This window comes from Aurantimicrobium minutum (assembly GCF_029892845.1).
In the GTDB taxonomy this organism is placed as follows: Bacteria; Actinomycetota; Actinomycetes; order Actinomycetales; family Microbacteriaceae; genus Aurantimicrobium; species Aurantimicrobium minutum_B.
In genome coordinates this window covers 89,619-112,460 of sequence record NZ_JARXVT010000002.1, presented here as the reverse complement: position 1 = coordinate 112,460, position 22,842 = coordinate 89,619, and the positions used below count along the sequence as shown (strand labels likewise).

The window sequence follows — 22,842 nt, the reverse complement described above, 5'->3', positions numbered from 1 at the left end:
CTAGCTCGTCACGCGCTGGGCAAGAAGAGCGACTCTGCGCTCGCCGAGCCTGGTCAAGAACAGCGTCGCGCTGTTCTTTCCTGACAGGCTCAGCCGCTTGCGGAACTCTGCAGGGTCAATGTCGACGCCCCGCTTCTTGATCTCGAGCGTGCCAATGCCTCGGGCCTTGAGTTCTTTGGCCAGCACCTTCACATCGAGGGCCAACTCTTCAACGACTTCGAAGGTGCTAGCAAAGGGTGTGCTCACCTCAACGTCACTGCTCATATAGGCAATGTGTTCATCCAGCATGTGAGCACCAATGCTGCGGGCTAGGTCACCAATGAGGCGTGCTCGGATGACAGCACCATCTGGTTCATAGAGGTACTTCCCCAGTTCGCCGACTTCGGCATCTGCCGAGTCGGCAGCAGAAGTAAGTTCGTGGAGACCATCGGAGTTCATTACGAGTGCAGCACGGGTAATGCCCTCGCGCTTGAGCGGGCCAAACCACAGACCCACCTCAACCACATCACCGTTGACTGAGATCCATTGTGCTTCGCAGTCCTCTGGAATCAGATCACGATCAAACCCAGGGCCGAGCTTAATCCCGGTCGGGAGCTTCGTGGCAAGGCCGAAAGCAAAGTCGAGCGAGGGGGAGTAGTCCTCTGAGCTGGAAAGACGGCTGGTGTTGGTGTGACCGGAGGTTCGTCGTGCTGGATCGAGATACACGGACTCCACATCAGAGAGGTCAGTCTCTTCTGCTGTGTCATGGCTCACTCTTGCTTCGGGGAAGGGCGCCAAGTTATAGGTGGTGATGGCAGCGGTGACTTCATCGGCGTCCACGGCATGAACGTTCAGGCCTGCCCCGGCAAATGCGAGGGCATCTGCACCAATACCGCAGCCGAGGTCGGCCACACTTGTGAGCCCTGCGCGAACATAACGTCCGGCATGCAGGGCGGCCACTGGAAGCCGGGTGGCCTGCTCAAGTCCTGCCTCGGTGAAGAGCATGCGCTGGGCAAAGTCTCCAAACTTGGCTACTGCCTTGCCGCGAAGTTTGGCCTGGGTGAGCACGGTGGCCACTAAAGACGGGGAATTCCCGTCCTTGCGCAGGTTGGCCACCATCTTCAGCACATCCGTGCTGGAGGTGTAGGCGGGGAGAGAGTCCAGCAACGCCACCCCTTCAGGGGTGAGTAATTCGCGAAGTTCTGCGCTCTCCATGGTTGTAAACCTACCAATCCTTGAGCTGGCACTCACATTGCGCGAGTGCTAGTTCACGACGTACACTCGTAGTTAGCACTCGATACGTTCGGGTGCTAATCCCATACTTAGTTCAAGAAAGAGGTCAACCGTGTCGGTCGCCATCAAGCCGCTCGAAGATCGCATTGTTATCAAGCAGGTTGAAGCCGAGCAGACCACTGCTTCCGGTCTCGTCATTCCTGACACTGCCAAGGAAAAGCCCCAGGAGGGCGTTGTCGTTGCAGTAGGCCCCGGCCGCATTGACGACAACGGTAACCGTGTTCCTCTGGACATCGCAGAAGGCGACAAGGTTATCTACTCCAAGTACGGCGGAACCGAAGTGAAGTACGCAGGCGAGGAATTCCTCGTTCTCTCTGCTCGCGACGTTCTCGCAATTGTTGTTCGCTAAATTCGTTTAGCTCTAACTGTGGCTCCGGTTTTCCGGGGCCACAGTTGTTTAACCATGCGCACCTGACCTATCCACAACGTTGTGAATTCCTCGCGGAGAGGTCAGTGGTTGGAACTAAATTCTGACCATGGCATTCAAAAGAGCAGACAAAGTATTTGTTGACGAATCGAAAGAGCGTGGCTATTTCCTAGTGGCTACAAGTTCAGAAATCAGCACACTTCGACATTCAGATAAGGCCTTGAAGAAACTGCTGAAGCCTAGCCAGCGACGTCTTCATTTCAAAAGTGAGAGCGACAGCCGCAGACGTGAAATTTTGTCATTAATGTCCAGACTGGACTTGAGCGTGACCGTTTTTGTTTGCCAGGGGCTTTCTGAAAAAGAGGCTCGAGCCCTATGTCTCAAGGCTTTAATTGGTATGGCGGTTGATTCGGAAATTTTCTCGTTAGTTATTGAGCGTGATGAGTCCATCGTGCAGGCTGATCGGCGAGTGATTGCCGGGATACTCCTGGCGCAAGAAACGTCACTGCCGTATTCGCTTGTAGGTCCTCACGAGCACCCACTCTTGTGGGTAAGTGACGCTGTGGCGTGGTCATTCAACAGTGGGGGTGACTGGCTTCGAAGGAGCAGCCCCATTGTGGATGAGGTAATTTATCTGACTTAAAAAAGTGTGAGCCTGGCTCGCGAACCGTCCGGAACACTGCCAAGCTCTAAGGGCTACTGCCCGCCACTACCTAAATAATAGCTGAACAGAGAAAACTTTTCGACTGTTCATCTCAATCTGTGGTTTCTGAACTCAAGCGGTCGGCATTTATACACAGGAGTAGTCTCGAACTATGACTTCTTCCGGTGCCTCTCTTGTGCCCGAGAAGTTATCTCGCCCAGGCCTGCTCTATGCCTTTGGCGCCTATGGCCTGTGGGGTTTGTTCCCGCTGTACTTCCTCATGCTCGAGCCCGCCACCCCCTTTGAGGTTGTGGGTTACCGCATTCTCTTCTCCCTGATCTTCTGCGCTTTCCTCATTGCAGTGACCAGGAACTGGAAGAAGCTGTTCGCCATCATGGCTCAGCGCAAGCTCATGCTCACTCTCGGTGTGGCCGCAGTGTTGATCTACATCAACTGGCAGGTCTTCATCATTGCGGTGCTGAGCAACCAGATTGTGGAATCCTCCCTGGGCTACTTCATCAACCCCATCGTCACGGTGGTCTTGGGTGTGCTGGTCCTGCGCGAGAAGCTCCGTCCCCTGCAGTGGGTAGCGGTGGGCATCAGCTTTATTGCTGTCATCGTCCTCACCATCAGCTACGGAACCATCCCCTGGATCTCGCTGACTTTGGCCGCATCCTTTGGTCTTTATGGCCTCATTAAGAAGCGCACGGGTGGCGCCGTGGACGCCATAAGCGGTCTGACCATTGAAACCATCTGGATGACGCCGGTGGCGATCATCCAGTTGATCATCGTCTCTAATGTGGTGGGCCTGACCTTCTTTGGTTACGGCATTCCCCACACCTTGCTTCTTGCTTCAGCAGGAATCGTGACGGCAGTTCCCCTGATCATGTTTGGGGCTGGTGCTCGTCGCTTGCCCTTGACCGCCATTGGTTTGATCCAGTACTCCACCCCGGTCTTCTCCTTCTGCATGGCCGTCTTTGTCTTGCACGAACCCATGCCTCCGGTTCGCTGGGTGGGCTTCTTCATCATTTGGGTGGCACTGATCGTGCTCACCACTGACATGCTGCGCAACGGTAAAGCAAACAGGCTTGCTCGCGCAGCCGAAGAGCTCACAATCGAATAGAGCGCGTGCCATCAGCAGGAACTGCCCCTGTGGTGGGTACTGTGGAGCGGTAAGTTGCTTTGACGAAAAGGGTTACCGTGGGATTCAACAAGATTGCAACCGTGTTTGTTGCCGGTGCAGTAGTGCTCGGTATGGCTGCCTGTTCAGGTGGTTCAGCAGTGGTTCCCACCGCGACCCCCACTCCTGTGAAGCCTTCCGGAGACGGCATCCTTCGCATCGGTGACATGACCCCCGTCTCTGGTGATCTCGCTGCATACTCAGCTGCTCAGGCTGCTGGTGTTGACCTGGCTGCTCAGGAAGTCAACGAGCAGGGTGGGTACAACGAGGTTCCTGTTGAGGTCTTGCACCGTAACGCAGGTGACGGTGACCCCACCGCGACCGAAGCAAGCTTCAACGACTTGGTCTCCCGTGGTGTGGACGTCATTATTGCTCCCGCGTCAGCTTCTGTTGTTGCCACCTTGGAAGAACTGGTTGCCAAGAACGACAGCAATGTCGCGATCGTCTCTATTGCGACCAAGAAGAACGCACCCAAGGGTGCGGCTGTGGACGCCATCACCCCTGACGAGACTCTCTCTTCTCGCCTCAAGGTTTCAGACCCCAGTTTGGGTGAACTGACCTACGGTGCAGAAGCCTACGACTTGGCTATCGCTTCAATCCTGGCTGCCACTGTGAGCAAAGATGACGGCGGCGCCTCCATTACTCAGGGTCTGCTCGCTGTCACTCTGCAGACCGGCTTCCCCTGCACCAGCTACGGCATGTGTGTTTCGGCAGTCAAGGACAAGCAGCCCATCAACTTCATGGGCCCCGCAGGCCAGATCAACTATGACGCCACCACCGGTGTTGCCTACTTCGGCAAGACCATCGAGGTTGCCAAGAAGTAGTCCTTCTCTACACAAACTCTCTGCACTAACTCTCAGCACGAAGGAGCTTCGCGCTCCTTTGTGCTGTTTAACGCAATAAATAGGCCAAAAGAGGCCGTTTTCACGCACAATCTTTCGGTATCGAACAGTTTGTTACCTAGTTGTAACCGGAATATGTTGTCTGGAGAAACATCTAACGCCTAGTTTGGTAATACAACAGAGCACGTCGTCGTGCTCTGATCACATTTATCACCAAGGAGTACCATGCGAGAATTTTCTCTTCGCACTCGTGCACTCGGTGGTCTTGCTATTGCAGCTTCGTCAGCACTCGTGCTGGCAGGTTGTGCTAGCGGATCAACCGACGGTGGCTCAAGCGACGCAGCATACGCTGCAGCAACTTGTGCAGCCGACGCAACTAGCGACAACACCTTCAAGGTAGGAACCCTCCTGCCCATCACCGGTAACCTCGCCTTCCTCGGCCCACCCGAAATCGCTGGTGTTGGTCTTGCAGTAGCAGACATCAACGCAGCTGGTGGAGTTAACGGAACTGACGCTTGCCAGTACGACACCGACTCCGGTGACTCGAGCGACATGTCAGTTTCTACCGCTTCGGCAGAAGACCTGATCAAGCAGAAGGTATCGGTTGTACTTGGTGCAGCTTCATCTTCCGTATCCCTCAACGTTGTTGACTCGTTCACTGAGGCTGGCGTTGTCCAGATCTCTCCTGCGAACACTGCAGCAACTCTTTCGGGTTACAGCCCCTTCTACTTCCGTGTTGCACCACCAGACACCGTACAGGGCTCTGCTCTCGGTCAGCTGATCACCGGTGACGGAAACTCGAAGGTTGCATTCCTCGTCTTCAACGACGCTTACGGTACCGGTCTTCGTGACTCGACCGAAGCTTCCATCGTTGAAGCTGGTGGATCTGTTGTATACGGTGCCGCAGGCGCTGGCCAGGAGTTCCCTCCTGCACAGACCACCTTCTCTTCTGAGGTAACTGCAGCACTGGCTCAGCAGCCAGATGCACTCGTAGTTGTCGCATTCGACGAGACCAAGGCAATCATCCCCGAGCTCGTAGCTCAGGGTTGGGACATGTCCAAGACCTACTTCGTAGACGGCAACACCGGATCCTTCGAGAAGGACTTTGAAGCAGGTACCCTCGAAGGTGCTCAGGGAACCATTCCTGGTGCAGCTGCTTCGGACGAGCTCAAGGCTCTCCTCGGCAAGTACTGGTCTGACGTTCAGGGCGAAGATCTCACTGACTTCAGCTACGCTGCAGAGTCCTACGACGCAACCGTGCTTGCAGCTCTCGCTGCAACCAAGGGTGGCGACAACAAGCCCGCAACCATCCAGGCTAACCTGGCTGCTGTTTCCGGTGCTAACGGTGGTACCAAGTGCACCACCTACGCTGAGTGCGTTGACCTGATCAAGGCCGGCGACGAAATTCAGTACCAGGGTCCATCCGCAGTTGGTCCTTTCAACGCAAAGAATGACCCATCCTCCGCGTTCATCGGTATCTACAAGTACAACGATGTCAACGTTCCAGTATGGGCATCCGCTGTTGAGGGTAAGTCCTAAACAGTAAATGCACTAAACAGCACCCCCGGGCTTCGGCCCGGGGGTGCTGTTCTTTTTCACTCTTTGGAATAAGTCCTTGCGTTACAACATCCAACATCCCTGTCTTTACGGGGATGTCTTTTGTTTGGGCTCAAACAAAGCACAGCAAAGAATAAAGAACAGCATAGAGCTGAATTACCGTGAGGGAGGCTTACGGACTGTAAACCGAACTACATATAAAGGAGCAACATGCGCGATCTTTCTCTTCGCACTCGTGCCCTCGGTGGGATTGCTCTTGCAGCCACGTCAGCATTGGTGCTGGCCGGATGCACGAGCGGATCAACCGATAGCAACGCAGATGCATCTGCATACGTTGCAGCTAACTGTGCTGCAGACGCAACGAGCGATAACACCTTCAAGGTAGGAACTCTCCTGCCCACCACCGGTAACCTCGCCTTCCTCGGCCCACCCGAAATTGCTGGTGTTGGTCTTGCGGTTGCAGACATCAACGCTGCTGGTGGCGTAAATGGCACCGACGCATGTATCTACAACACCGACTCCGGTGACTCCAGCGATATGTCTGTTTCCACTGCATCTGCAGAAGACCTCATTGCTCAGAAGGTTTCCTTCGTGCTGGGTGCTGCATCCTCGAGCGTGTCACTCAACGTTGTTGACGCCATCACTGAAGCAGGCATAGTCCAGATCTCTCCTGCGAATACTGCAGCAACTCTTTCTGGCTACAGCCCCTTCTACTTCCGTGTTGCACCACCAGACACCGTTCAGGGTGACGCTCTCGGTCAGCTGATTACTGGTGACGGTAACGCAAGCGTTGCATTCCTCGTCTTCAACGACTCCTACGGAACCGGTCTTCGTGACTCGACCGAAGCAGCAATCGTTGAGGCAGGTGGAGAAGTTGTCTACGGTGCCGCAGGTGCCGGCCAGGAGTTCCCTCCATCGCAGACCACTTTCTCTTCTGAGGTAACTGCAGCACTTGCTGAGAAGCCTGATGCACTTGTTGTCATCGCGTTCGATGAGACCAAGGCAATCATCCCCGAGCTCGTAGCTCAGGGTTGGGACATGAAGAACACCTACTTCGTGGATGGCAACACCAGCTCTTTTGAGAAGGACTTCGAAGCAGGCACTCTCGAAGGTGCTCAGGGAACCATTCCTGGTGCAGAGCCTTCGGACGAGCTCAAGGCTCTCCTTGGCAAGTACTGGTCTGACGTCGAAGGTGAAGAGCTCACTGACTTCATCTACGGTGCTGAGTCTTACGACGCAACCGTGCTTGCAGCTCTCGCTGCAACCAAGGGTGGCGACAACAAGCCCGCAACCATCCAGGCTAACCTGGCTGCAGTTTCCGGTGCTAACGGTGGCGAAAAGTGCACCACGTTCGCTGCCTGTGTTGATCTGATCAAGGCAGGAAGTGACATTCAGTACCAGGGCCCATCTGCAGTTGGTCCCTTCAACGCACTGAATGACCCCTCCTCGGCATTCGTTGGAATCTACAAGTTCAACGATGTCAACGTTCCACTGTGGGCATCCGCAGTTGAGGGCAAGTCCTAACACTGTTCCACCCCGTGGCGTGAACACGTCTCAGTTCACGCCACGAGTTCCTCGCACTTGGTGATTGTGCGGTGATAAATAGTGATGCTCCGAGAAGCAATTCTCGGAGCATCACTGTTTAACGGGGGGGAGATTATTCCCACTCAATAGTTCCTGGTGGCTTGCTGGTGACATCTGTCACACCACAGGTGGGATGAGGGAAAAAATTTCCACAATAAGGAGACCATGTAGTTATTGAGGGCACCTATAGCTCTATCGTCAGCAGATGGATGAATTAAATACTTTACAAATAGGTAAAGTTTCCCGTACCATGATTTATGTGGGAACACACAATGCCAAAGAAGTCCGGGTTTCTTTCTTTGAAGATGTTGAGCTATCACCAGCAGGCTCTCGGGAACTTGCCGCTTCTCAACTGACAAATGATGCACTTGTTCTGCTTCAGACAGCGCTTTCAAGTACTGGAGTCACACAGAAACAACTTGCTGAGAAATTGGGCATAGGAGAAAGCAGAGTGTCTCAAGTCGTCAATGGCGACGGGAATGTGAAGCTCACAACGTTTGCCCGTTATCTGAGAGCATTGGGTTACTCAGTGACCTTAGAAGTTCAGCCGATCGACGTTGGCTCGCCACAGCTTTCTCGGGAAAAGCGAGCATGAAAGATTTCCTCTTGTCAGTCAAGTGCTGGTTGAAATACTGATGAGCGAGTAAAATTGAATCTGACGGGAGGTTCTGTAATGACAACAATTTCTAATGCAAAAGTCCGAGAGCAATCGAGGCGCAAGCTTGTCATTGCACGAGCCATTCACAATGGCGAGATGGAAAATCTCACAGTGAACGAGCGTACCCGCAAGGATATGAATGAGTATGCCCTCGGCCGAATCTCAGTGACTGAACTTATTCAGCGAGGCCGGGCACAGTTTGGGCTTAAATAACTTTGTAGACCCTTACAAAGATCCTGAGACAGGGACCCTAAACAACCTTGTTGGTGCGAGAACAAAAGCCGCCTTGGATCAGGCTGAAGCAAACCTAGTTCCTCTTCGTGAGCTAGAACTGTTCTCGATGGATGAGCTATCAAATGATGCAGGTTCTGAGATACAGCAAATACATCGACAACTATTTCAAGATATTTATGACTGGGCTGGAAAATTAAGAACTGTCGATATTCGAAAAAATATCGAGGGGGCTGAGCCATTCTTAGCAGCTAATCAAATTCCACATGCACTTGGATATCTCGAATCCAATCTTCGAGATGCACAGCAACTCAGAGACCTCAACCGCAGGTCTTTTGTTGAAGAGCTTGCAAAGTTTTATGACGAACTGAACTTTATTCATCCATTCCGAGAGGGAAACGGTCGCACGCAGCGAGTGTATTGGACACGAATTGCCCTGAATGCAGGTTGGGAAATAAATTGGCTCTGCATTACAGGTTCTGAAAATGACATTGCATGTCGCGTCGCTTCAGAACAGAAGAACCTCAAGCCACTTCAAAGAATTTTTGACAAGTCTGTCCGCGAAGTTGGAGACACTTCAGAACAGATGAGCACTTCCGGAATTTCTTTGGGAGGATCGGCGGGTTATGTATCCGCTGAAACAGAGGCTTACGAAGGTTCGTCAGGCTAATGACAGATACAGCTCCGAGCTTGAAGGCTCGGAGCTGTGTCAATTGGATAAGCCTGCGCTTACTCCCACTCAATAGTTCCGGGTGGCTTGCTGGTGACATCCAGCACGACGCGGTTCACGCCAGCAACCTCATTGGTAATGCGGTTAGAGATCTTGGCAAGCAGGTCATAGGGAAGACGGGTCCAGTCTGCGGTCATGGCGTCCTCAGAGGACACCGGACGCAAGACGATGGGGTGACCGTAGGTGCGACCATCTCCCATGACGCCCACAGAGCGCACGTCAGCCAGCAGAACAACTGGGCACTGCCAGATCTCATCATCTAAGCCCGCAGCGGTCAGCTCGTGACGCACGATGGCGTCTGCTTCACGAAGTAGGTCCAAACGTTCCTGAGTGATCTCACCCACGATACGAATACCGAGGCCAGGACCAGGGAAGGGCTGGCGTCCCACGATTTCGTGGGGCAGACCTAGCTCGCGACCAATGGCGCGGACTTCATCCTTGAACAGGGCACGCAGTGGCTCAACAAGTTCGAACTGCAGGTCATCAGGAAGACCGCCCACGTTGTGGTGGCTCTTGATGTTGGCAGTTCCACTACCGCCACCAGATTCCACCACGTCGGGGTAGAGGGTTCCTTGAACCAAGAACTTGATGGGTTCACCATCGGCAGCAGCTTCGGCCATGAGGTCGCGTTCTGCCTGCTCGAAGGTGCGAATAAATTCGCGGCCAATAATCTTGCGCTTGGTCTCAGGGTCACTGACCCCGGCCAGAGCATTCAAGAACTGCTCGCGCACGTCCACGGTCACCAGGCGAATGCCGGTGGCCTTGACGTAGTCTTCTTCAACCTGGCGGCGTTCGTCCTGACGCAGCAGACCGTGATCCACAAAGACACAGACCAGCTGGTCTCCCACAGCCTTGTGAACAATGGCTGCTGCCACAGCTGAGTCAACTCCACCAGAAAGGCCGCAGATGACACGGCTGGTGCCCACCTGAGCACGGATAGAAGCGACTTGGGTCTCAATAACGCTTTCGCTGTTCCAGTCCGCAGGAAGCCCAGCACACTTGTGCAGGAAGTTCTCCAGTAGATCCTGACCACACTCAGAGTGCTTGACCTCAGGGTGCCACTGAACGCCGTAAAGACGGCGTTCGTCGTTGGCGAAGGCAGCAACCGGGGTTGCTTCCGTCGAGGCAACGACAGTGAAGCCAGCAGGAGCGGTGGCGACCTGGTCGCCGTGGCTCATCCAGACAGTCTGAGTCGTGGGCTGACCGCCCACGAGGGCGTGGTCTGCCTTGATGGCCATGTCGGTGGCACCGTATTCACGTCCCCCCGTCTGGGCCACTGTTCCACCGAGAGCCTGAGCCATCACCTGGAAGCCGTAGCAAATACCAAAGACGGGAATGCCGAGTTCAAGGATGGCAGGGTCCAGAGAAGGGGAGCCAGGCTCATAGACGCTGGAAGGCCCACCGGAGAGCACAATGCCCACAGGGTTCTTGGCAGCTACCTCAGCAGCAGAGATGGAGTGAGGAACAATCTCGGAATACACACCAGCTTCGCGAACGCGGCGGGCAATGAGTTGTGCGTACTGGGCGCCGAAGTCAACGACGAGTACGGGCTGGGGCTGCGTCACGCGGCCTCTCCTTTTGCTGGGGTGGGGGTTGAAGAAGATGGGGCATCTTGAGTTGCCAGGAATGCCACGACCTTCTTGGCATAGAAGTGTTCAACGACAAAGGACAGTCCGGGGATGATTCCACCGAGGGCAATGATGAACAGCTTGGCGGCGTTCCAGCGCATCATGGACCAGATGCGGAAGCCGGCGAAGAGGTAGGCAACATAGAGCCAGCCGTGAATAACCAAGATGCCAATAGAGAGGTTGATGGCCTCAACGCTGTCGTTGGGAACAAGAGCCAAGAAGCCTTGTGGGCCAAAGAGTTCAATCTCATAGCCGGGCTCAAGGAAGATGAAGTCGCCGGTGGCGGGATCAATCATGCCGTTGGGGGCAACAAAAGTATTGCTGCGGTAGTCAATGCAGTACTTCAAGATCATCTCTGCCACCAGCAGAAGAAGGAAAGTACCGGTGATGTAGGACATCACCTTGTAGAACTTCAGAGCCTTCGGAATGCGAGGAATATCTGCGGCGCGAGGGGCTAAAGGCATGGCTCTAGTTTACTTTGCCTCGAGGAGTGCTTTTTCTTCGAGTTCCCGCTCGTAGGCGTCTTTCACCAGACGCCACCAGATGAAGAACGCGAAGCCAGCGAAGACAACCCACTCGACGGCATAGAAGATATTCAGCCAGTTGACCGAGCCCTCATTCATGGGCGGGATGGACTCAATGACGTCCAACCCAGCGGGAGCATCATCAGCCACGAGGTAACCCTCATAAACCGGTCCAGCAAAGTCTGGCCACAGGTTCACCAGAGAGGCCACAGACAGCGTGCTCTCCACAAAGGGTCCTTGTTCCCCTTCGGGAACCACAGGTGCTTCGGTGGGCATGAAGCGTCCGGTCACCACAGCAGGCTCGCTGCTTGGAGCGGCATTGAGCTCGTCCTGCACAGCAAGAACAGTTGCCTCGTCAGCAGCCCAGCCCAAAGCAATAGGGAGTGAGCCTTCTTCGGTGAGGAAGCGTCCCACTAACCAGTACCCTGCTTCGCCGTAGTTCAGACGACCGGTCAGCACGGTGTAGGAATCGGGGTAGAGGTAGCCGGTGACTTCAGTCATGTGACCAGAAGCAATCTCGGAGGGTGCAATCCCTGGTTCTTGCAGTTCCACCAAAGGAATGATCGTCTCGGATTCAGCATCAACGGGCTGAGAGGCAATGATGGCGCGTTCGAGCTGCCATTGACCCAGCCACGCAAAAGCAGCTGCAGCTCCCATGACCAAGAGCAGGAAGGCAATCCAGCGGACTTTCAGTGCAGTGCGCAGCATTAGGAAGGCATCTCCGTAATGGTGGGCACGGCTGTGCGAATAGTGTTGGCCGCTTCATCCGTGGTCTGCTGCTCGGCAGCGAACTCAGCTTCAATACCTAGGCGGTAGTTCTTCACTTCTGCTTTCTCAGCAGCAGCATTCCAGCCAAGTAGTTTGCCCATGATCTTGCCCACCACAGCAGCGGCTTCGATGCCCCGATCACGCGTTTCAATGTTGAAACGCGTGCGACGGGTCAGCACGTCTTCGATGTGTAGAGCACCTTCGTGGGTCACGGCATAGGTAACCTCGGCTAAGAGGTAGTCAGGGTTGCCAGGAAGAGACTCTGCTTGCTTGGAGTCAGCTGCGATGATGTCGAGCAGGTCGTCAGCCATCGAGCCGTAGCGGTTGAGCAGGTGTTCCACGACAGACTTGGGCAAGCCCGCACGCGCAGCAGTGCGGGTGCGACGATTCCACGAGGCCTTGTAACCGGCTGCACCTAACAGGGGCACAGATGCGGTCACACTGGCGGGGATGGAACCTTCACCAGCCAATGCATTCAGCTCAGAGACAGCAGCATCCACGGCGTCATTGGCCATCACGCGGTAGGTGGTCCACTTACCGCCAGCAATGAGCACCAGGCCAGGCTTGGGCTTGACCACAACGTGTTCACGGCTGAGCTTGGTGGTGGACTCAGAGTTGCCAGCCAGCAATGGTCGCAGGCCCACATACACACCCTCGATGTCATCGTGGGTGATGGGGTCATCGAGCACGGCGTTCACGTGGTCGAGCACATATTGAATATCAGTGGCGGTCGCCGAAGGATGTGCCTTGTCAAAGGTCCAGTCGGTATCGGTGGTGCCAATGATCCAGTGGCGTCCCCAGGGAATAACAAAGAGAACGGACTTCTCTGTGCGCAGCAACAGACCCATGACCGACTTGAAGCGATCACGCGGAACCACAATGTGGATTCCCTTTGATGCCCGCACGCGCAGCGTTCCACCATCGTGGACAAGCTCCTGGGTTGTTCCGGTCCAGACACCCGTGGAGTTAATAACCTGCTTGGCACGGATGGGGAATTCTTTACCGGTCTCCAGGTCGCGCACGGTGACGCCAATGACCTGGCCCTTCTTCTGCAAGAAGCCGACCACTTCGGTGCGGTTCGCCGCGTGAGCGCCGTTGGCGACCGCAGTGCGAACCAGGTTCACTACATAGCGAGCATCATCGACGCGACCGTCGTAGTAGCTCATGCCACCGATGATGCCGGAGGCGCGCAGGCTGGGTGCAGCCAAGCCAATCTGACGCTTGCTCAGGTGACGGTGGTGTCCGACGCCAGGGCGACGGCCACCGGCATAGGAGAAGAGGTCATAGAGCAGCATGCCTGCACCTACATAGGCACGTTCCCAGATCCTGTGCTCCACGGGGTAGAGAAAACGGATGGGCTTGACCAAGTGGGGGGCCAACTGCTGCAGAAGCAGACCGCGCTCGGTGAGTGCTTCCTGAACCAGGTGGAAGTCGAGCTGCTCGAGGTAGCGAATACCTCCGTGCACCAGCTTGGAGGAACGGCTGGAGGTTCCCGCCGCCCAGTCCTGTGCTTCAACAACACCGACGTTCAGACCACGGGTTGCTGCATCAAGAGCACAGCCAGCACCCACAATGCCGCCACCAATGACAAGAATGTCGAGTTCTTCAGCTGCCATAGCAGCGAGCGCTTCAGCGCGGGTGTGCGCATTGAGCACACCCTGGCCTGTGGCCTGCGTTGAAGCGGTGTCTGTCATGACTAGAGCGTCACGTCGGCAGCAGGTGCAGTGGCAGCGGAGCTACCAGCTGCACTGTAGGGAGCAACAACAACCTCAACGCGCTGGAACTCTTTGAGATCGGAGTATCCGGTGGTCGCCATCGAGCGGCGCAGAGCGCCCACGATGTTGGAGGTGCCATCAGCAACAGCTGCAGGACCAAAGAGAAGTTCAGACAGCGGAGCAACCTGACCCACGTGCACGCGGTTACCGCGAGGAAGCTCACCGTGGTGTGCTTCGTGGCCCCAGTGCCATCCGCCACCAGGAGCGTCTGTTGCTCGAGCAAGAGCAGAACCCAGCATGACGGCGTCAGCACCGCAGGCGATTGCCTTCACCACATCCCCAGATGTGCCCAGGCCACCATCTGCGATGACGTGGACATAGCGTCCACCGGACTCATCCATATAGTCGCGACGAGCACCCGCAATATCTGCAATGGCGGTAGCCATCGGTGCGTGAATACCCAAAGAAGCACGTGTGGTCGTGGCAGCACCGCCACCAAAGCCAACTAGAACACCAGCAGCACCGGTGCGCATCAAGTGCAGGGCTGCGGTGTAGGTGGCTGCGCCACCAACAATGACAGGAACGTCGAGTTCATAAATGAACTTCTTGAGGTTGAGAGCTTCGGTCTCCTTGGAGACGTGCTCAGCTGAAACCGTGGTGCCACGGATCACAAAGAGGTCAACGCCGGCGCTGACCACGGTTTGGTAGAACTCCTGGGTGCGCTGAGGAGACAGCGCAGCGGCCACGGTCACGCCCGAGGCGCGAACCTCGGCCAGACGCGCTGTGATGAGCTCAGCCTTGATGGGCTCGGCGTAGAGCTCCTGCATGCGCTTAGTTGCGGTTGCAGCAGGGAGTGAACGAATCTCAGACAGAACGGGAAGGGGGTTCTCGTAACGAGTCCAGAGACCCTCAAGGTTCAGGACACCCACACCACCGAGCTTGCCCATGGCAATAGCGGTCTCGGGGGAGACCACGGAGTCCATGGGGGCAGCAAGGATAGGAATCTCGAACTGGTAGGCATCAATGCCCCAGCTGACAGACACATCCTGTGGGTCACGGGTGCGACGGCTAGGGACAACAGCGATGTCATCGAAGGCAAAGGCGCGACGAGCACGCTTTGAGCGCCCGATCTCAATTTCAGTCACTGTGGTTCCCCAGACGTTCTTTCTGTATTACTTACGGTAGTTCGGTGCTTCGACAACCATCTGGATGTCGTGCGGGTGGGACTCTTTCAAGCCCGCCGCGGTGATGCGCACGAACTTACCGTTCGAGCGGAGTTCAGCAATGGTGCGAGCGCCCACATAGAACATGGACTGGCGCAGGCCACCAACAAGTTGGTGTGCCACAGCAGAGAGAGGCCCACGGTAGGCCACACGGCCTTCAATACCTTCGGCAATGAGCTTGTCATCGCTGGGGACGTCCGACTGGAAGTAGCGGTCCTTGGAATAAGAGGTGCGCTCGCCGCGGGTCTGCAGGGCACCCAAGGAGCCCATTCCGCGGTAGCTCTTGTACTGCTTGCCGTTGTCGAAGACCAGGTCGCCAGGGCTTTCGTCGCAACCGGCAAACAAGGAACCCAGCATCACGGACTCAGCACCGGCAACAAGTGCCTTGGCAATGTCGCCTGAGTACTGCAAGCCACCATCGGCAATAACAGGAACACCAGCAGGACCAGCAGCCTGGTAGGCCTCCCAGATCGCGGTGACCTGAGGAACACCAACACCAGCAACAACACGAGTGGTGCAGATAGAACCAGGACCAACACCGACCTTGATGCCGTCAGCACCGGCGTCCACCAGTGCCTGTGCACCGGAACGGGTTGCCACGTTGCCACCGATCACATCGATGTGAGCAAAGGAAGGGTCAGTCTTGAGCTTCTTAATAATGTCCAGCACACCAGCGGAGTCACCGTTGGCGGTATCGACAACAAGGACGTCCACGCCGGCATCGCGGAGTGCCTCCGCACGCTGCCAGGCGTCTCCGAAGAAACCAATAGCGGCACCGACGCGCAAGCGTCCAGCTTCGTCCTTGGTGGCGTCAGGGTACTTCTCGGACTTGTCAAAGTCTTTGGTGGTGATCAAACCAGTGAGCTTGCCGGCACCATCGACAATGGGCAGCTTCTCAATCTTGTGCTTACCCAGCAGTGCAATAGCGTCGTCTGCAGAGACACCCACGGGGGCTGTAACCAATGGCATCGGGGTCATCACTTCACGCACGGTAAGGCGCTGCTTATCTGCATCAGAAACAAAGCGCATATCGCGGTTGGTAATAATGCCAACCAGAGTGCCGTCAGCATCCACAACAGGAAGGCCGCTCACGCGGAACTGACCACACAGGCCATCAACCTCAGCAACAGTTGCCTCAGCTGTGGTGGTGACCGGGTTAGTGATCATGCCGGACTCAGAGCGCTTGACCTTATCTACCTGGTCAGCCTGGTCCTCAATAGAAAGGTTGCGGTGCAAAATGCCAATACCGCCCTGGCGGGCCATGGCGATAGCCATGCGGGCCTCAGTCACGGTGTCCATGGCTGAAGAGATCAAAGGCTTAGAAAGGGTGATGCGGCGGGTGAAGCGAGAGGCAGTATTTGCCTCGCTGGGAATCACGTCGGTGTGCCCAGGAAGAAGCAGCACGTCGTCGTAGGTAAGTCCAACAAATCCGAATGGATCGTTCTGGGCCATGGATCCCTCTAGTTTCTTAATCTATTTGTCTGATATGCCGGGCAATTTTCCGCGCCGTTACAGTAATGCAACTCCCCTCAAGCTTAACGTGTTGGCGCAAGGTGTCATTCCCCTACTAAAGTCTTATGCGGTCGTCAATATCGCGCATGGTTAACAAGTGCGACATAATCGACACGTATCGTCTGTCAAAGTCGACATACGGTGTAAGTAAATGGAGGGTAACGCGTGACCAACAGTTCGGTTGCTCTCCCTATGGAGGTGCAGTGGTAAACACAGCTTTAGCGCGCCGCTCCAGCCCAAAAAGCCTGCGAGTCATCTTTGGTGTACTCCTGGGTCTGTTGGTTCTCTCGTTCACGCTGGGTACGGGTGCTCCCGCTGCTCACGCTGCTAGCGACGTTTGCGTCGCTGACACAGCAACTGCGTGCTTCAACGGAACCATCAAGGGTGTTGGAGAAGGCGTCAAACTAACTATTGACGGCAATGGCGAAAGCATTGTCGTTGAGACCGACAAAGACGGTAAATGGAACGCTGCGGTTACCACCGCTGGAACGTACACAATTACCCTCGATGAGAAGACCCTGCCTGCAGGCGTCACCGTCAAGGGTGACGCTGTCCAGGAGCGCGAGATTACCCTTGGCTTCGTCAAGGGCGCCATCTTCGCGGTAGATGGTGCAACTGGTGAGGGTGCCGACAACGGCCAATCACAGGAACAGATTGCAGCAGAAGGCTTCAACTGGGACCGCCTCGCACAGCAGGTTGTTTCCGGTCTTCGACTCGGTCTCCTCCTTGCACTGGCCTCTATTGGTCTCTCGCTCATCTACGGAACTACTGGTCTCTCCAGCTTCTCCCACGCTGAGCAGGTCACCCTCGGTGGTTTGCTGGGTTACACCTTCGCCAACGTGCTGGGTCTGAACATCTTCCTCACCATCGTGATCGTGGTCATCCTGACCGGTGCCACCGGATACATCCAAGATGCGGTGATCTGGAAGCCACTACGTAAGAAGGGCCTTTCCCTGACCCAGATGATCATTGTGACCATCGGTCTGGCACTCGCCCTGCAGTACACCTTCCAGATGTTCTACGGTGCCTCCACGGTCCGTATCCTCATGAAGAACCCTGAGACCTTCACCATCGGCCCCGTCACCTTGACCTTCGAGTCACTGTGGGCAATGGGCCTCTCGGTTATCGTTCTCATCTTGGTTGGTCTCTTCCTTCTCAAGACCCGCACGGGACGCGCAACCCGCGCCGTATCGGACAACCCTTCGCTTGCTGCGGCTTCCGGTATCGACGTAGACCGCATCATCCGTCTGGTCTGGGTCATCGCCACCGCACTCGCTGGTCTTTCCGGTGTCATGCTCGGCCTGGTCCTCAACGGCATTAACTGGCAGACAGGTATGCAGCTGCTGCTGCTCATGTTTGCCGCAGTTACCCTCGGTGGTCTCGGTACCGCCTTCGGTGCGCTGGTCGGTTCGCTCATCATCGGTATGACCGTAGAGCTCGCCAACTTCGTTGTACCTGGTGACTTCAAGTACGCAACAGCCCTTGTGCTTCTGATTGTTATCTTGCTGGTTCGTCCGCAGGGTATCTTCGGTCGCAAAGAGCGGATTGGTTAAGGAGGACAGTCATGGATATGTGGATTAAAGTTCTCTATGACATGTCGGCGAACATGATTCTGCCGACCACCGCTGCCTTTGCTATCGCAGCAATTGGTCTGAACGTTCACTTCGGTTTCACCGGTCTGTTGAACATGGGTCAAGCGGGCTTCATGCTCATTGGTGCTTACGGATTCTCCGTTGCCACCATTGCTGGTCTTCCCTTCTGGGCAGCCACACTGGTCACCATTGCAGCCGGTACCATCTTCGCTTTGCTTCTGGGTATTCCAACCCTGAAACTGCGAGGTGACTATCTGGCCATCGTGACGATTGCCGCGGCGGAAATCGTCCGCATGATCGGTCGTGCTTCGGTACTGAACTCCGTCACTGGTGGTTCTAACGGTCTCCCCGGTGAGACCTACCGCAACACCTTCAGTGCCCTGTCTCCCTTCCCTGATGGAAAGACAGCATTCCTGTGGTTCGACTTCGACAACACCGGCGTTAACGGATGGTTCATCCGTATCGTCGCGTGGAGCCTGGTTGTTATCTTCGCTGTTCTCGTATGGCTTCTGATGCGCTCCCCTTGGGGCCGTGTTATCAAGGGCATCCGTGAAGACGAAGATGCTGTTCGCAGCCTCGGCAAGAACGTCTTCGCCTTCAAGATGCAGGCCCTCATCATCGGTGGTGTCCTCGGCGCTATCGGCGGTATGTTCTACGTCCTGCCCACCTCGGTCCAGCCAGATGCTCTTGGTCGTAACATGACCTTCCTCATCTGGACCGCGATGCTCTTGGGTGGTGCTGCCACCATCTGGGGCCCCGTCCTCGGATCGGCGCTGTTCTTCGCTCTGCGTATCTTCATTCAGGGCACCGTGGATATCCTCATCCCCGATGCCATCTTGAACACTCAGCAGACCGAGCAGTTCTCATGGATCATGGTTGGTGTCGCACTGATGCTGCTGGTGATCTTCAGGCCTCAAGGAATCTTGGGCGACAAGAAGGAGCTGAACTTCAATGTCTAATGCGACCAAGAAGACAGCAACAGAAGCTCGTGCAGAGCTAAAGACTGTCAAGCAAACTCCTGGAGCCTCAAAGCCCGATGCCATCCTCGTGGTCGACAACGTCGTCCGTGACTTCGGTGGTAACCGTGCTGTTGATGTTGATCACTTAGAAGTCCAGCGCGGTGTGATCACCGCACTGATCGGCCCCAACGGTGCCGGTAAGACAACCTTCTTCAACCTCATCACCGGATTCGACCAGCCATCCTCTGCAAAGAAGATGTTTGGTGGACCCTCCGCTGACAAGGCTGCAAAGTGGTCCTTCAACGGCAAGCTGCTCGGTAACACCGCAGCAGCCTCCGTTGCGAAGAGCGGAATGGTTCGCACCTTCCAGCTGACCAAGGCGCTGTCGCGCCTCACCGTGATGCAGAACATGCTTCTCGGTGCCAAGGATCAGCGTGGAGAATCCTTCCTTGCTGCTTTTGTGAAGCCTCTCTGGGCAGCACAAGAGAAGGCAAACATCGCCAAGGCCGAAGATCTTCTCAAGCGCTTCAAGCTTTATGAGAAGAAGGAAGACCTTGCCGGTAGCCTCTCTGGTGGTCAGAAGAAGCTCCTCGAAATGGCCCGCGCTCTCATGAGCGACCCTGTCATGATCATGCTCGACGAGCCCATGGCTGGTGTGAACCCTGCACTGACTCAGTCACTGCTTGGCCACATCCAGTCGCTGCGCGACGAAGGAACTACCGTTCTCTTTGTTGAGCACGACATGCACATGGTTCGCCACATCTCAGACTGGGTTGTCGTCATGGCAGAAGGTCGCGTAGTTGCGGAAGGTCCAGCGGACACCGTGATGAGCGACCAGGCTGTTATCGATGCTTACCTCGGAGCCCACCACGATACCGACCTCGGCGATGACGCATTGCTCGAAGAAGGCGCAATGGATGCTCCCAAGAAGGAGAAGAAGTAATGGCTGAAGCAAAGAAGACTGGCGTCGAGCCAGTACTGCGCGCCGACAACCTTGTTGCTGGTTACCTCCCCGGTGTGAACATCCTCAACGGTTGTTCCATCGAGGCTTACCCTGGTGAGCTCATCGGCATCATCGGCCCTAACGGTGCCGGTAAGTCGACACTCCTCAAGGCACTCTTCGGTCTGGTCAAGATCCGTGAAGGTTCTGTCACCCTCAACGGTGAAGACATCACAGGCTTCAAGACCAACAAGCTGGTTCAGATGGGTGTGGGCTTCGTGCCTCAGACCAACAACGTCTTCCCCAGCCTGACCATCCAGGAGAACCTCCAGATGGGTCTGTTCCTGCAGCCCAAGCGTCTAAGCGAGCGTCTCGACGCCATCTTCGACATCTTCCCCGTGCTCGCTGACCGTCGTCAGCAGAGCGCAGGATCGCTGTCCGGTGGTGAGCGTCAGTCCGTCGCTATGGCTCGCGCCCTGATGATGGACCCTAAGGTCCTTCTTCTGGACGAGCCATCTGCTGGTCTGTCTCCAGTTCGTCAGGATGAGACCTTCATTCGCACACGCCGCATTAACAAGGCTGGCGTCTCGGTCATCATGGTGGAGCAGAACGCTCGTCGTTGCCTCCAGATTGCTGACCGTGGATATGTTCTCGACCAGGGACGCGATGCCTATACCGGCACCGGCCGCGAGCTGGCCGATGACCCTAAGGTCATCGAGCTCTACCTCGGCACCCTGGCAAAGGATGTTGACGCGAAGTAGTCACAAAGAAACTCATTACTCGCCCTCTGCACACGTGCAGAGGGCGAGTTGTTTAACGCCGAGAAAATAATTGACATATATAGTCCGATATCAGACAATATATGTATGTCTCTCACTGTTTCACAAGCTGCCCAACAAGCGGGCATCTCAGCTAGGCAAGTGCGCAGAGCAATTGAAGAAGGCATTCTCTCGGCTGATCGAGTAGGCGCGAGCTACATTATTCAATCCCGACAGTTACAGGCGTTCTCTAGGATCAATCACCGAGGACGCAACTGGAGTGCAGAAACTCAGAATGCAGCACTATCTCTCCTTTCTGGAACCAATGTGGAAGACCTTGACAGCACAGAGAAGAGCAGGCTGAAGAAGCGGGTAGCGACCATGGCGCTACACGCGCTTATTGGTCAGATCATGAGAGGGCGATATGCGCTGAGGAGATCGGCTACCTCAACTACTCTCAATGATCTTGATATGGCTGTACTTCCTGAGCTGGGACTTTCAGCCAAAGGGGGAAACGCTGTCCTCATTGCTGAAAACGCATCTAGTCGTGCACGTGAGCTACGACTGGCACAAGACTCCACAGGTGACATTGTTGTTGTCGAAGGAACTCAAGCACACCGTAAAGTACTCGAAGCATGTGCCCTCTATATCTTCGGAGATGTGAGAGAGCATTCTGCAGCGCAAACCTGGTTAGAGGAGCTTCGGGGAAAACTGTGACGGAACGTGAGACTGTGCATCTTGATGCAACGGGGAGTGAATGGCTAGAACCACCCTGGCCTGTTGCGTTTGAACTTGCACGTCTTCTTCCACAGAGGTCGTGGACACTTGTCGGTGGTCTCATGGTTTCTCTCCACGCACAGCTGGCAGGGTTGCCTCAACCACGAACAACGACAGATGTCGACAGTGCATTGCATCTTGAAACAGGAGTTATTTCATTTGCTCAGACTGCAGCGTTGCTGCAGAGCGCAGGATTCATCCTGAATGAAGAAACTAAATTCGCGTACCAATTTGAACGAAACATCGGAGATGAACTACAGCCGGACAAAGTTGATGTTCTTTGTGCTGATAGGTATGTAGCGAAGAACAAGCCTGCTTATCTGGGCAGGCCCCTATTCGGGGTTGCTGGGGGAACCCGGGCGCTTAAAGAGACAATCAATGTTGAGCTCGAGACGGGAGACGGGACTGTTTCACTTGTCATTCCCAGCGTGAGAGGAGCGCTAGTCCTCAAGGGTGCCGCATACCTGGAAGACTCACGTGACAAGATGCGTCATGCTGAGGACGCAGTGTTGTTACTGGCATGCCTCACAGATACAGATCACGTTCTGAGTGGGTTGAGTAGCGAGAGTCGCAAGCGGGTCAAAGCAATTGCAACAGTGTTGAACCAGAGCACATTGCCTTGGGTAAACCACACTCAACTCGTTCAATCTCTGGCGAAGGAAGCACTAGAAGCTTTAGTTGGGAAACTGTAACGCTGATAGTTGTCATTGACTCCCAGTAGTCATAGACATAAAATGAGTTAGTTAGGTACTCGATGTACGTCACGTACGTAAATTACAGAAACGTGGAGATAGCCAATGTCGATCGTTGCCGACTACCCCAGCTTCAGTAGCGCTCGAGAAAACCTCAAAGAAGTTCTTGATGCGACCGAGCACGGGATTTCTGTCTCTGTTTCCAGGCAGGGCAACGTCTCTGTGGTGCTGCCTTTGGACCGTTTGCGTGACTATTTCTTCCGAACAGTCAGCCCACGTATTTCCATCTTCACGGAGAACACTCTCACCGTCGCCCTGATGGTAGATAGTCCCTTCGCTGCTGAAGGAGTTGACCTAGACAGTGCATTAACTGATCTCATCCTGGTATTACGGGAGTATGCAGCTGACTGGGATACCCGATTGAAGGATGCCCCCAACCACCAGCAATACTGGGCGCTCGTTCAACTCGTGAAGTATTCAACAGACGAACAGCTACGCGAATGGTTCGAGACAGGTGGCGAGTAACACCTACCCACCCGCAGATCGAGAAAGCCACGATGCTTTCTGTCGGACCGAAGGGTGGACTCTTGTTCGCGGTGCCACGGGGAAACCCGTCTCACACCACAGGACCTATGAAATAACACTGTGGGACGGCAGAGTACTGCGGACGCGTATTTCCAGGCCCATCAA

Annotated in this window: 23 protein-coding genes; 16 read left to right on the top strand and 7 right to left on the bottom strand. The window is 55.3% G+C overall.

The window, feature by feature from the left end:
* Complete coding sequence (locus M2118_RS03040) at positions 1-1,194, bottom strand: class I SAM-dependent methyltransferase (RefSeq protein ID WP_280794497.1); 1,194 nt, start codon at positions 1,192-1,194, stop codon at positions 1-3.
* Between the two features lie 130 nt (positions 1,195-1,324).
* On the opposite strand from M2118_RS03040, the gene groES reads away from it, so the two are divergent.
* The 9 genes from groES (at position 1,325) to M2118_RS02995 (ending at position 9,004) form a co-directional block, all read left to right on the top strand.
* Complete coding sequence (gene groES / locus M2118_RS03035) at positions 1,325-1,621, top strand: co-chaperone GroES (protein WP_110232760.1); 297 nt, start codon at positions 1,325-1,327, stop codon at positions 1,619-1,621.
* A 127-nt stretch (positions 1,622-1,748) separates the two neighbouring features.
* Positions 1,749-2,282, top strand: coding sequence for a hypothetical protein (locus M2118_RS03030; RefSeq protein WP_280794496.1), 534 nt, complete (start codon positions 1,749-1,751; stop codon positions 2,280-2,282).
* Positions 2,283-2,454: 172 nt separating this feature from the next.
* Entirely contained in the window at positions 2,455-3,405 is a 951-nt protein-coding gene (gene rarD, locus M2118_RS03025; protein WP_280794495.1) for an EamA family transporter RarD, read from the top strand.
* 77 nt (positions 3,406-3,482) lie between these two features.
* On the top strand, positions 3,483-4,286 hold the full coding sequence (locus tag M2118_RS03020; protein ID WP_280794494.1) for an ABC transporter substrate-binding protein: 804 nt from the start codon (positions 3,483-3,485) through the stop codon (positions 4,284-4,286).
* A gap of 243 nt (positions 4,287-4,529) precedes the next feature.
* On the top strand, positions 4,530-5,843 hold the full coding sequence (locus M2118_RS03015; protein WP_280794493.1) for an ABC transporter substrate-binding protein: 1,314 nt from the start codon (positions 4,530-4,532) through the stop codon (positions 5,841-5,843).
* Positions 5,844-6,071: 228 nt separating this feature from the next.
* Positions 6,072-7,385, top strand: a complete 1,314-nt coding sequence (locus M2118_RS03010; protein WP_280794492.1) for an ABC transporter substrate-binding protein — start codon at positions 6,072-6,074, stop codon at positions 7,383-7,385.
* Positions 7,386-7,650: 265 nt separating this feature from the next.
* A complete protein-coding gene (locus M2118_RS03005; RefSeq protein WP_280794491.1) occupies positions 7,651-8,040 on the top strand; it encodes a helix-turn-helix transcriptional regulator in 390 nt (129 codons plus the stop codon).
* A gap of 78 nt (positions 8,041-8,118) precedes the next feature.
* Positions 8,119-8,316, top strand: a complete 198-nt coding sequence (locus M2118_RS03000) for a hypothetical protein (RefSeq protein ID WP_280794490.1) — start codon at positions 8,119-8,121, stop codon at positions 8,314-8,316.
* The gene (locus M2118_RS02995) at positions 8,303-9,004 is read left to right on the top strand and encodes a Fic/DOC family protein (protein ID WP_280794489.1); all 702 of its coding nucleotides are present in this window, start codon (positions 8,303-8,305) and stop codon (positions 9,002-9,004) included. Before M2118_RS03000 ends, M2118_RS02995 begins: the two co-directional genes overlap by 14 nt.
* Before the next feature lie 59 nt (positions 9,005-9,063).
* Here M2118_RS02995 and guaA read toward each other — a convergent pair whose 3' ends face one another.
* From guaA to guaB, 6 genes are read right to left on the bottom strand one after another with little or no spacing between them, the layout of a single operon-like run.
* Entirely contained in the window at positions 9,064-10,629 is a 1,566-nt protein-coding gene (gene guaA, locus M2118_RS02990) for a glutamine-hydrolyzing GMP synthase (protein ID WP_280794488.1), read from the bottom strand.
* Positions 10,626-11,156 carry a DUF3817 domain-containing protein gene (locus tag M2118_RS02985; protein WP_280794487.1) on the bottom strand — a complete coding sequence of 177 codons (531 nt, stop codon included), beginning with the start codon at positions 11,154-11,156 and terminating at the stop codon, positions 10,626-10,628. The genes guaA and M2118_RS02985 overlap by 4 nt, the downstream gene beginning before the upstream one ends.
* 9 nt (positions 11,157-11,165) lie before the next feature.
* A complete protein-coding gene (locus M2118_RS02980) occupies positions 11,166-11,924 on the bottom strand; it encodes an SURF1 family protein (protein WP_280794486.1) in 759 nt (252 codons plus the stop codon).
* Positions 11,924-13,678 carry a glycerol-3-phosphate dehydrogenase/oxidase gene (locus M2118_RS02975; RefSeq protein ID WP_432418375.1) on the bottom strand — a complete coding sequence of 585 codons (1,755 nt, stop codon included), beginning with the start codon at positions 13,676-13,678 and terminating at the stop codon, positions 11,924-11,926. The genes M2118_RS02980 and M2118_RS02975 overlap by 1 nt, the downstream gene beginning before the upstream one ends.
* 2 nt (positions 13,679-13,680) lie before the next feature.
* Complete coding sequence (locus M2118_RS02970) at positions 13,681-14,844, bottom strand: GuaB3 family IMP dehydrogenase-related protein (protein WP_280794485.1); 1,164 nt, start codon at positions 14,842-14,844, stop codon at positions 13,681-13,683.
* 27 nt (positions 14,845-14,871) lie between these two features.
* Positions 14,872-16,374 (bottom strand): IMP dehydrogenase, encoded by a 1,503-nt coding sequence (gene guaB, locus M2118_RS02965; protein ID WP_280794484.1) that lies wholly within the window; start codon positions 16,372-16,374, stop codon positions 14,872-14,874.
* Between the two features lie 263 nt (positions 16,375-16,637).
* Between guaB and M2118_RS02960 the strand changes: the two genes are divergently transcribed.
* From M2118_RS02960 to M2118_RS02930, 7 genes are all read left to right on the top strand, one after another.
* On the top strand, positions 16,638-17,987 hold the full coding sequence (locus M2118_RS02960) for a branched-chain amino acid ABC transporter permease (protein WP_280794483.1): 1,350 nt from the start codon (positions 16,638-16,640) through the stop codon (positions 17,985-17,987).
* Between the two features lie 11 nt (positions 17,988-17,998).
* Positions 17,999-18,985, top strand: coding sequence for a branched-chain amino acid ABC transporter permease (locus M2118_RS02955; RefSeq protein ID WP_280794482.1), 987 nt, complete (start codon positions 17,999-18,001; stop codon positions 18,983-18,985).
* Positions 18,978-19,928, top strand: coding sequence for an ABC transporter ATP-binding protein (locus M2118_RS02950; RefSeq protein WP_280794481.1), 951 nt, complete (start codon positions 18,978-18,980; stop codon positions 19,926-19,928). Before M2118_RS02955 ends, M2118_RS02950 begins: the two co-directional genes overlap by 8 nt.
* The gene (locus tag M2118_RS02945; RefSeq protein ID WP_280794480.1) at positions 19,928-20,686 is read left to right on the top strand and encodes an ABC transporter ATP-binding protein; all 759 of its coding nucleotides are present in this window, start codon (positions 19,928-19,930) and stop codon (positions 20,684-20,686) included. The genes M2118_RS02950 and M2118_RS02945 overlap by 1 nt, the downstream gene beginning before the upstream one ends.
* Positions 20,687-20,791: 105 nt before the next feature.
* Complete coding sequence (locus M2118_RS02940; protein ID WP_280794479.1) at positions 20,792-21,400, top strand: hypothetical protein; 609 nt, start codon at positions 20,792-20,794, stop codon at positions 21,398-21,400.
* The gene (locus M2118_RS02935; protein WP_280794478.1) at positions 21,397-22,152 is read left to right on the top strand and encodes a hypothetical protein; all 756 of its coding nucleotides are present in this window, start codon (positions 21,397-21,399) and stop codon (positions 22,150-22,152) included. The genes M2118_RS02940 and M2118_RS02935 overlap by 4 nt, the downstream gene beginning before the upstream one ends.
* Before the next feature lie 105 nt (positions 22,153-22,257).
* Positions 22,258-22,677, top strand: coding sequence for a hypothetical protein (locus M2118_RS02930; protein WP_280794477.1), 420 nt, complete (start codon positions 22,258-22,260; stop codon positions 22,675-22,677).
* The last annotated feature ends 165 nt before the right edge of the window (positions 22,678-22,842 follow it).

Excerpts from the sequence above, each read along its gene's own strand:
- M2118_RS02980 (WP_280794486.1), bottom strand. The coding sequence starts at position 11,924 with ATGCTGCGCACTGCACTGAAAGTCCGCTGGATTGCCTTCCTGCTCTTG.
- M2118_RS02930 (WP_280794477.1), top strand. The coding sequence starts at position 22,258 with ATGTCGATCGTTGCCGACTACCCCAGCTTCAGTAGCGCTCGAGAAAAC.
- M2118_RS02950 (WP_280794481.1), top strand. The coding sequence starts at position 18,978 with ATGTCTAATGCGACCAAGAAGACAGCAACAGAAGCTCGTGCAGAGCTA.
- M2118_RS03005 (WP_280794491.1), top strand. The coding sequence starts at position 7,651 with ATGGATGAATTAAATACTTTACAAATAGGTAAAGTTTCCCGTACCATG.
- guaB (WP_280794484.1), bottom strand. The coding sequence starts at position 16,374 with ATGGCCCAGAACGATCCATTCGGATTTGTTGGACTTACCTACGACGAC.
- M2118_RS03000 (WP_280794490.1), top strand. The coding sequence starts at position 8,119 with ATGACAACAATTTCTAATGCAAAAGTCCGAGAGCAATCGAGGCGCAAG.
- rarD (WP_280794495.1), top strand. The coding sequence starts at position 2,455 with ATGACTTCTTCCGGTGCCTCTCTTGTGCCCGAGAAGTTATCTCGCCCA.
- M2118_RS02955 (WP_280794482.1), top strand. The coding sequence starts at position 17,999 with ATGGATATGTGGATTAAAGTTCTCTATGACATGTCGGCGAACATGATT.
- M2118_RS03010 (WP_280794492.1), top strand. The coding sequence starts at position 6,072 with ATGCGCGATCTTTCTCTTCGCACTCGTGCCCTCGGTGGGATTGCTCTT.
- M2118_RS02945 (WP_280794480.1), top strand. The coding sequence starts at position 19,928 with ATGGCTGAAGCAAAGAAGACTGGCGTCGAGCCAGTACTGCGCGCCGAC.
- M2118_RS02985 (WP_280794487.1), bottom strand. The coding sequence starts at position 11,156 with ATGCCTTTAGCCCCTCGCGCCGCAGATATTCCTCGCATTCCGAAGGCT.
- M2118_RS03040 (WP_280794497.1), bottom strand. The coding sequence starts at position 1,194 with ATGGAGAGCGCAGAACTTCGCGAATTACTCACCCCTGAAGGGGTGGCG.
- M2118_RS02940 (WP_280794479.1), top strand. The coding sequence starts at position 20,792 with ATGTCTCTCACTGTTTCACAAGCTGCCCAACAAGCGGGCATCTCAGCT.
- M2118_RS03015 (WP_280794493.1), top strand. The coding sequence starts at position 4,530 with ATGCGAGAATTTTCTCTTCGCACTCGTGCACTCGGTGGTCTTGCTATT.
- M2118_RS02975 (WP_432418375.1), bottom strand. The coding sequence starts at position 13,678 with ATGACAGACACCGCTTCAACGCAGGCCACAGGCCAGGGTGTGCTCAAT.
- M2118_RS03030 (WP_280794496.1), top strand. The coding sequence starts at position 1,749 with ATGGCATTCAAAAGAGCAGACAAAGTATTTGTTGACGAATCGAAAGAG.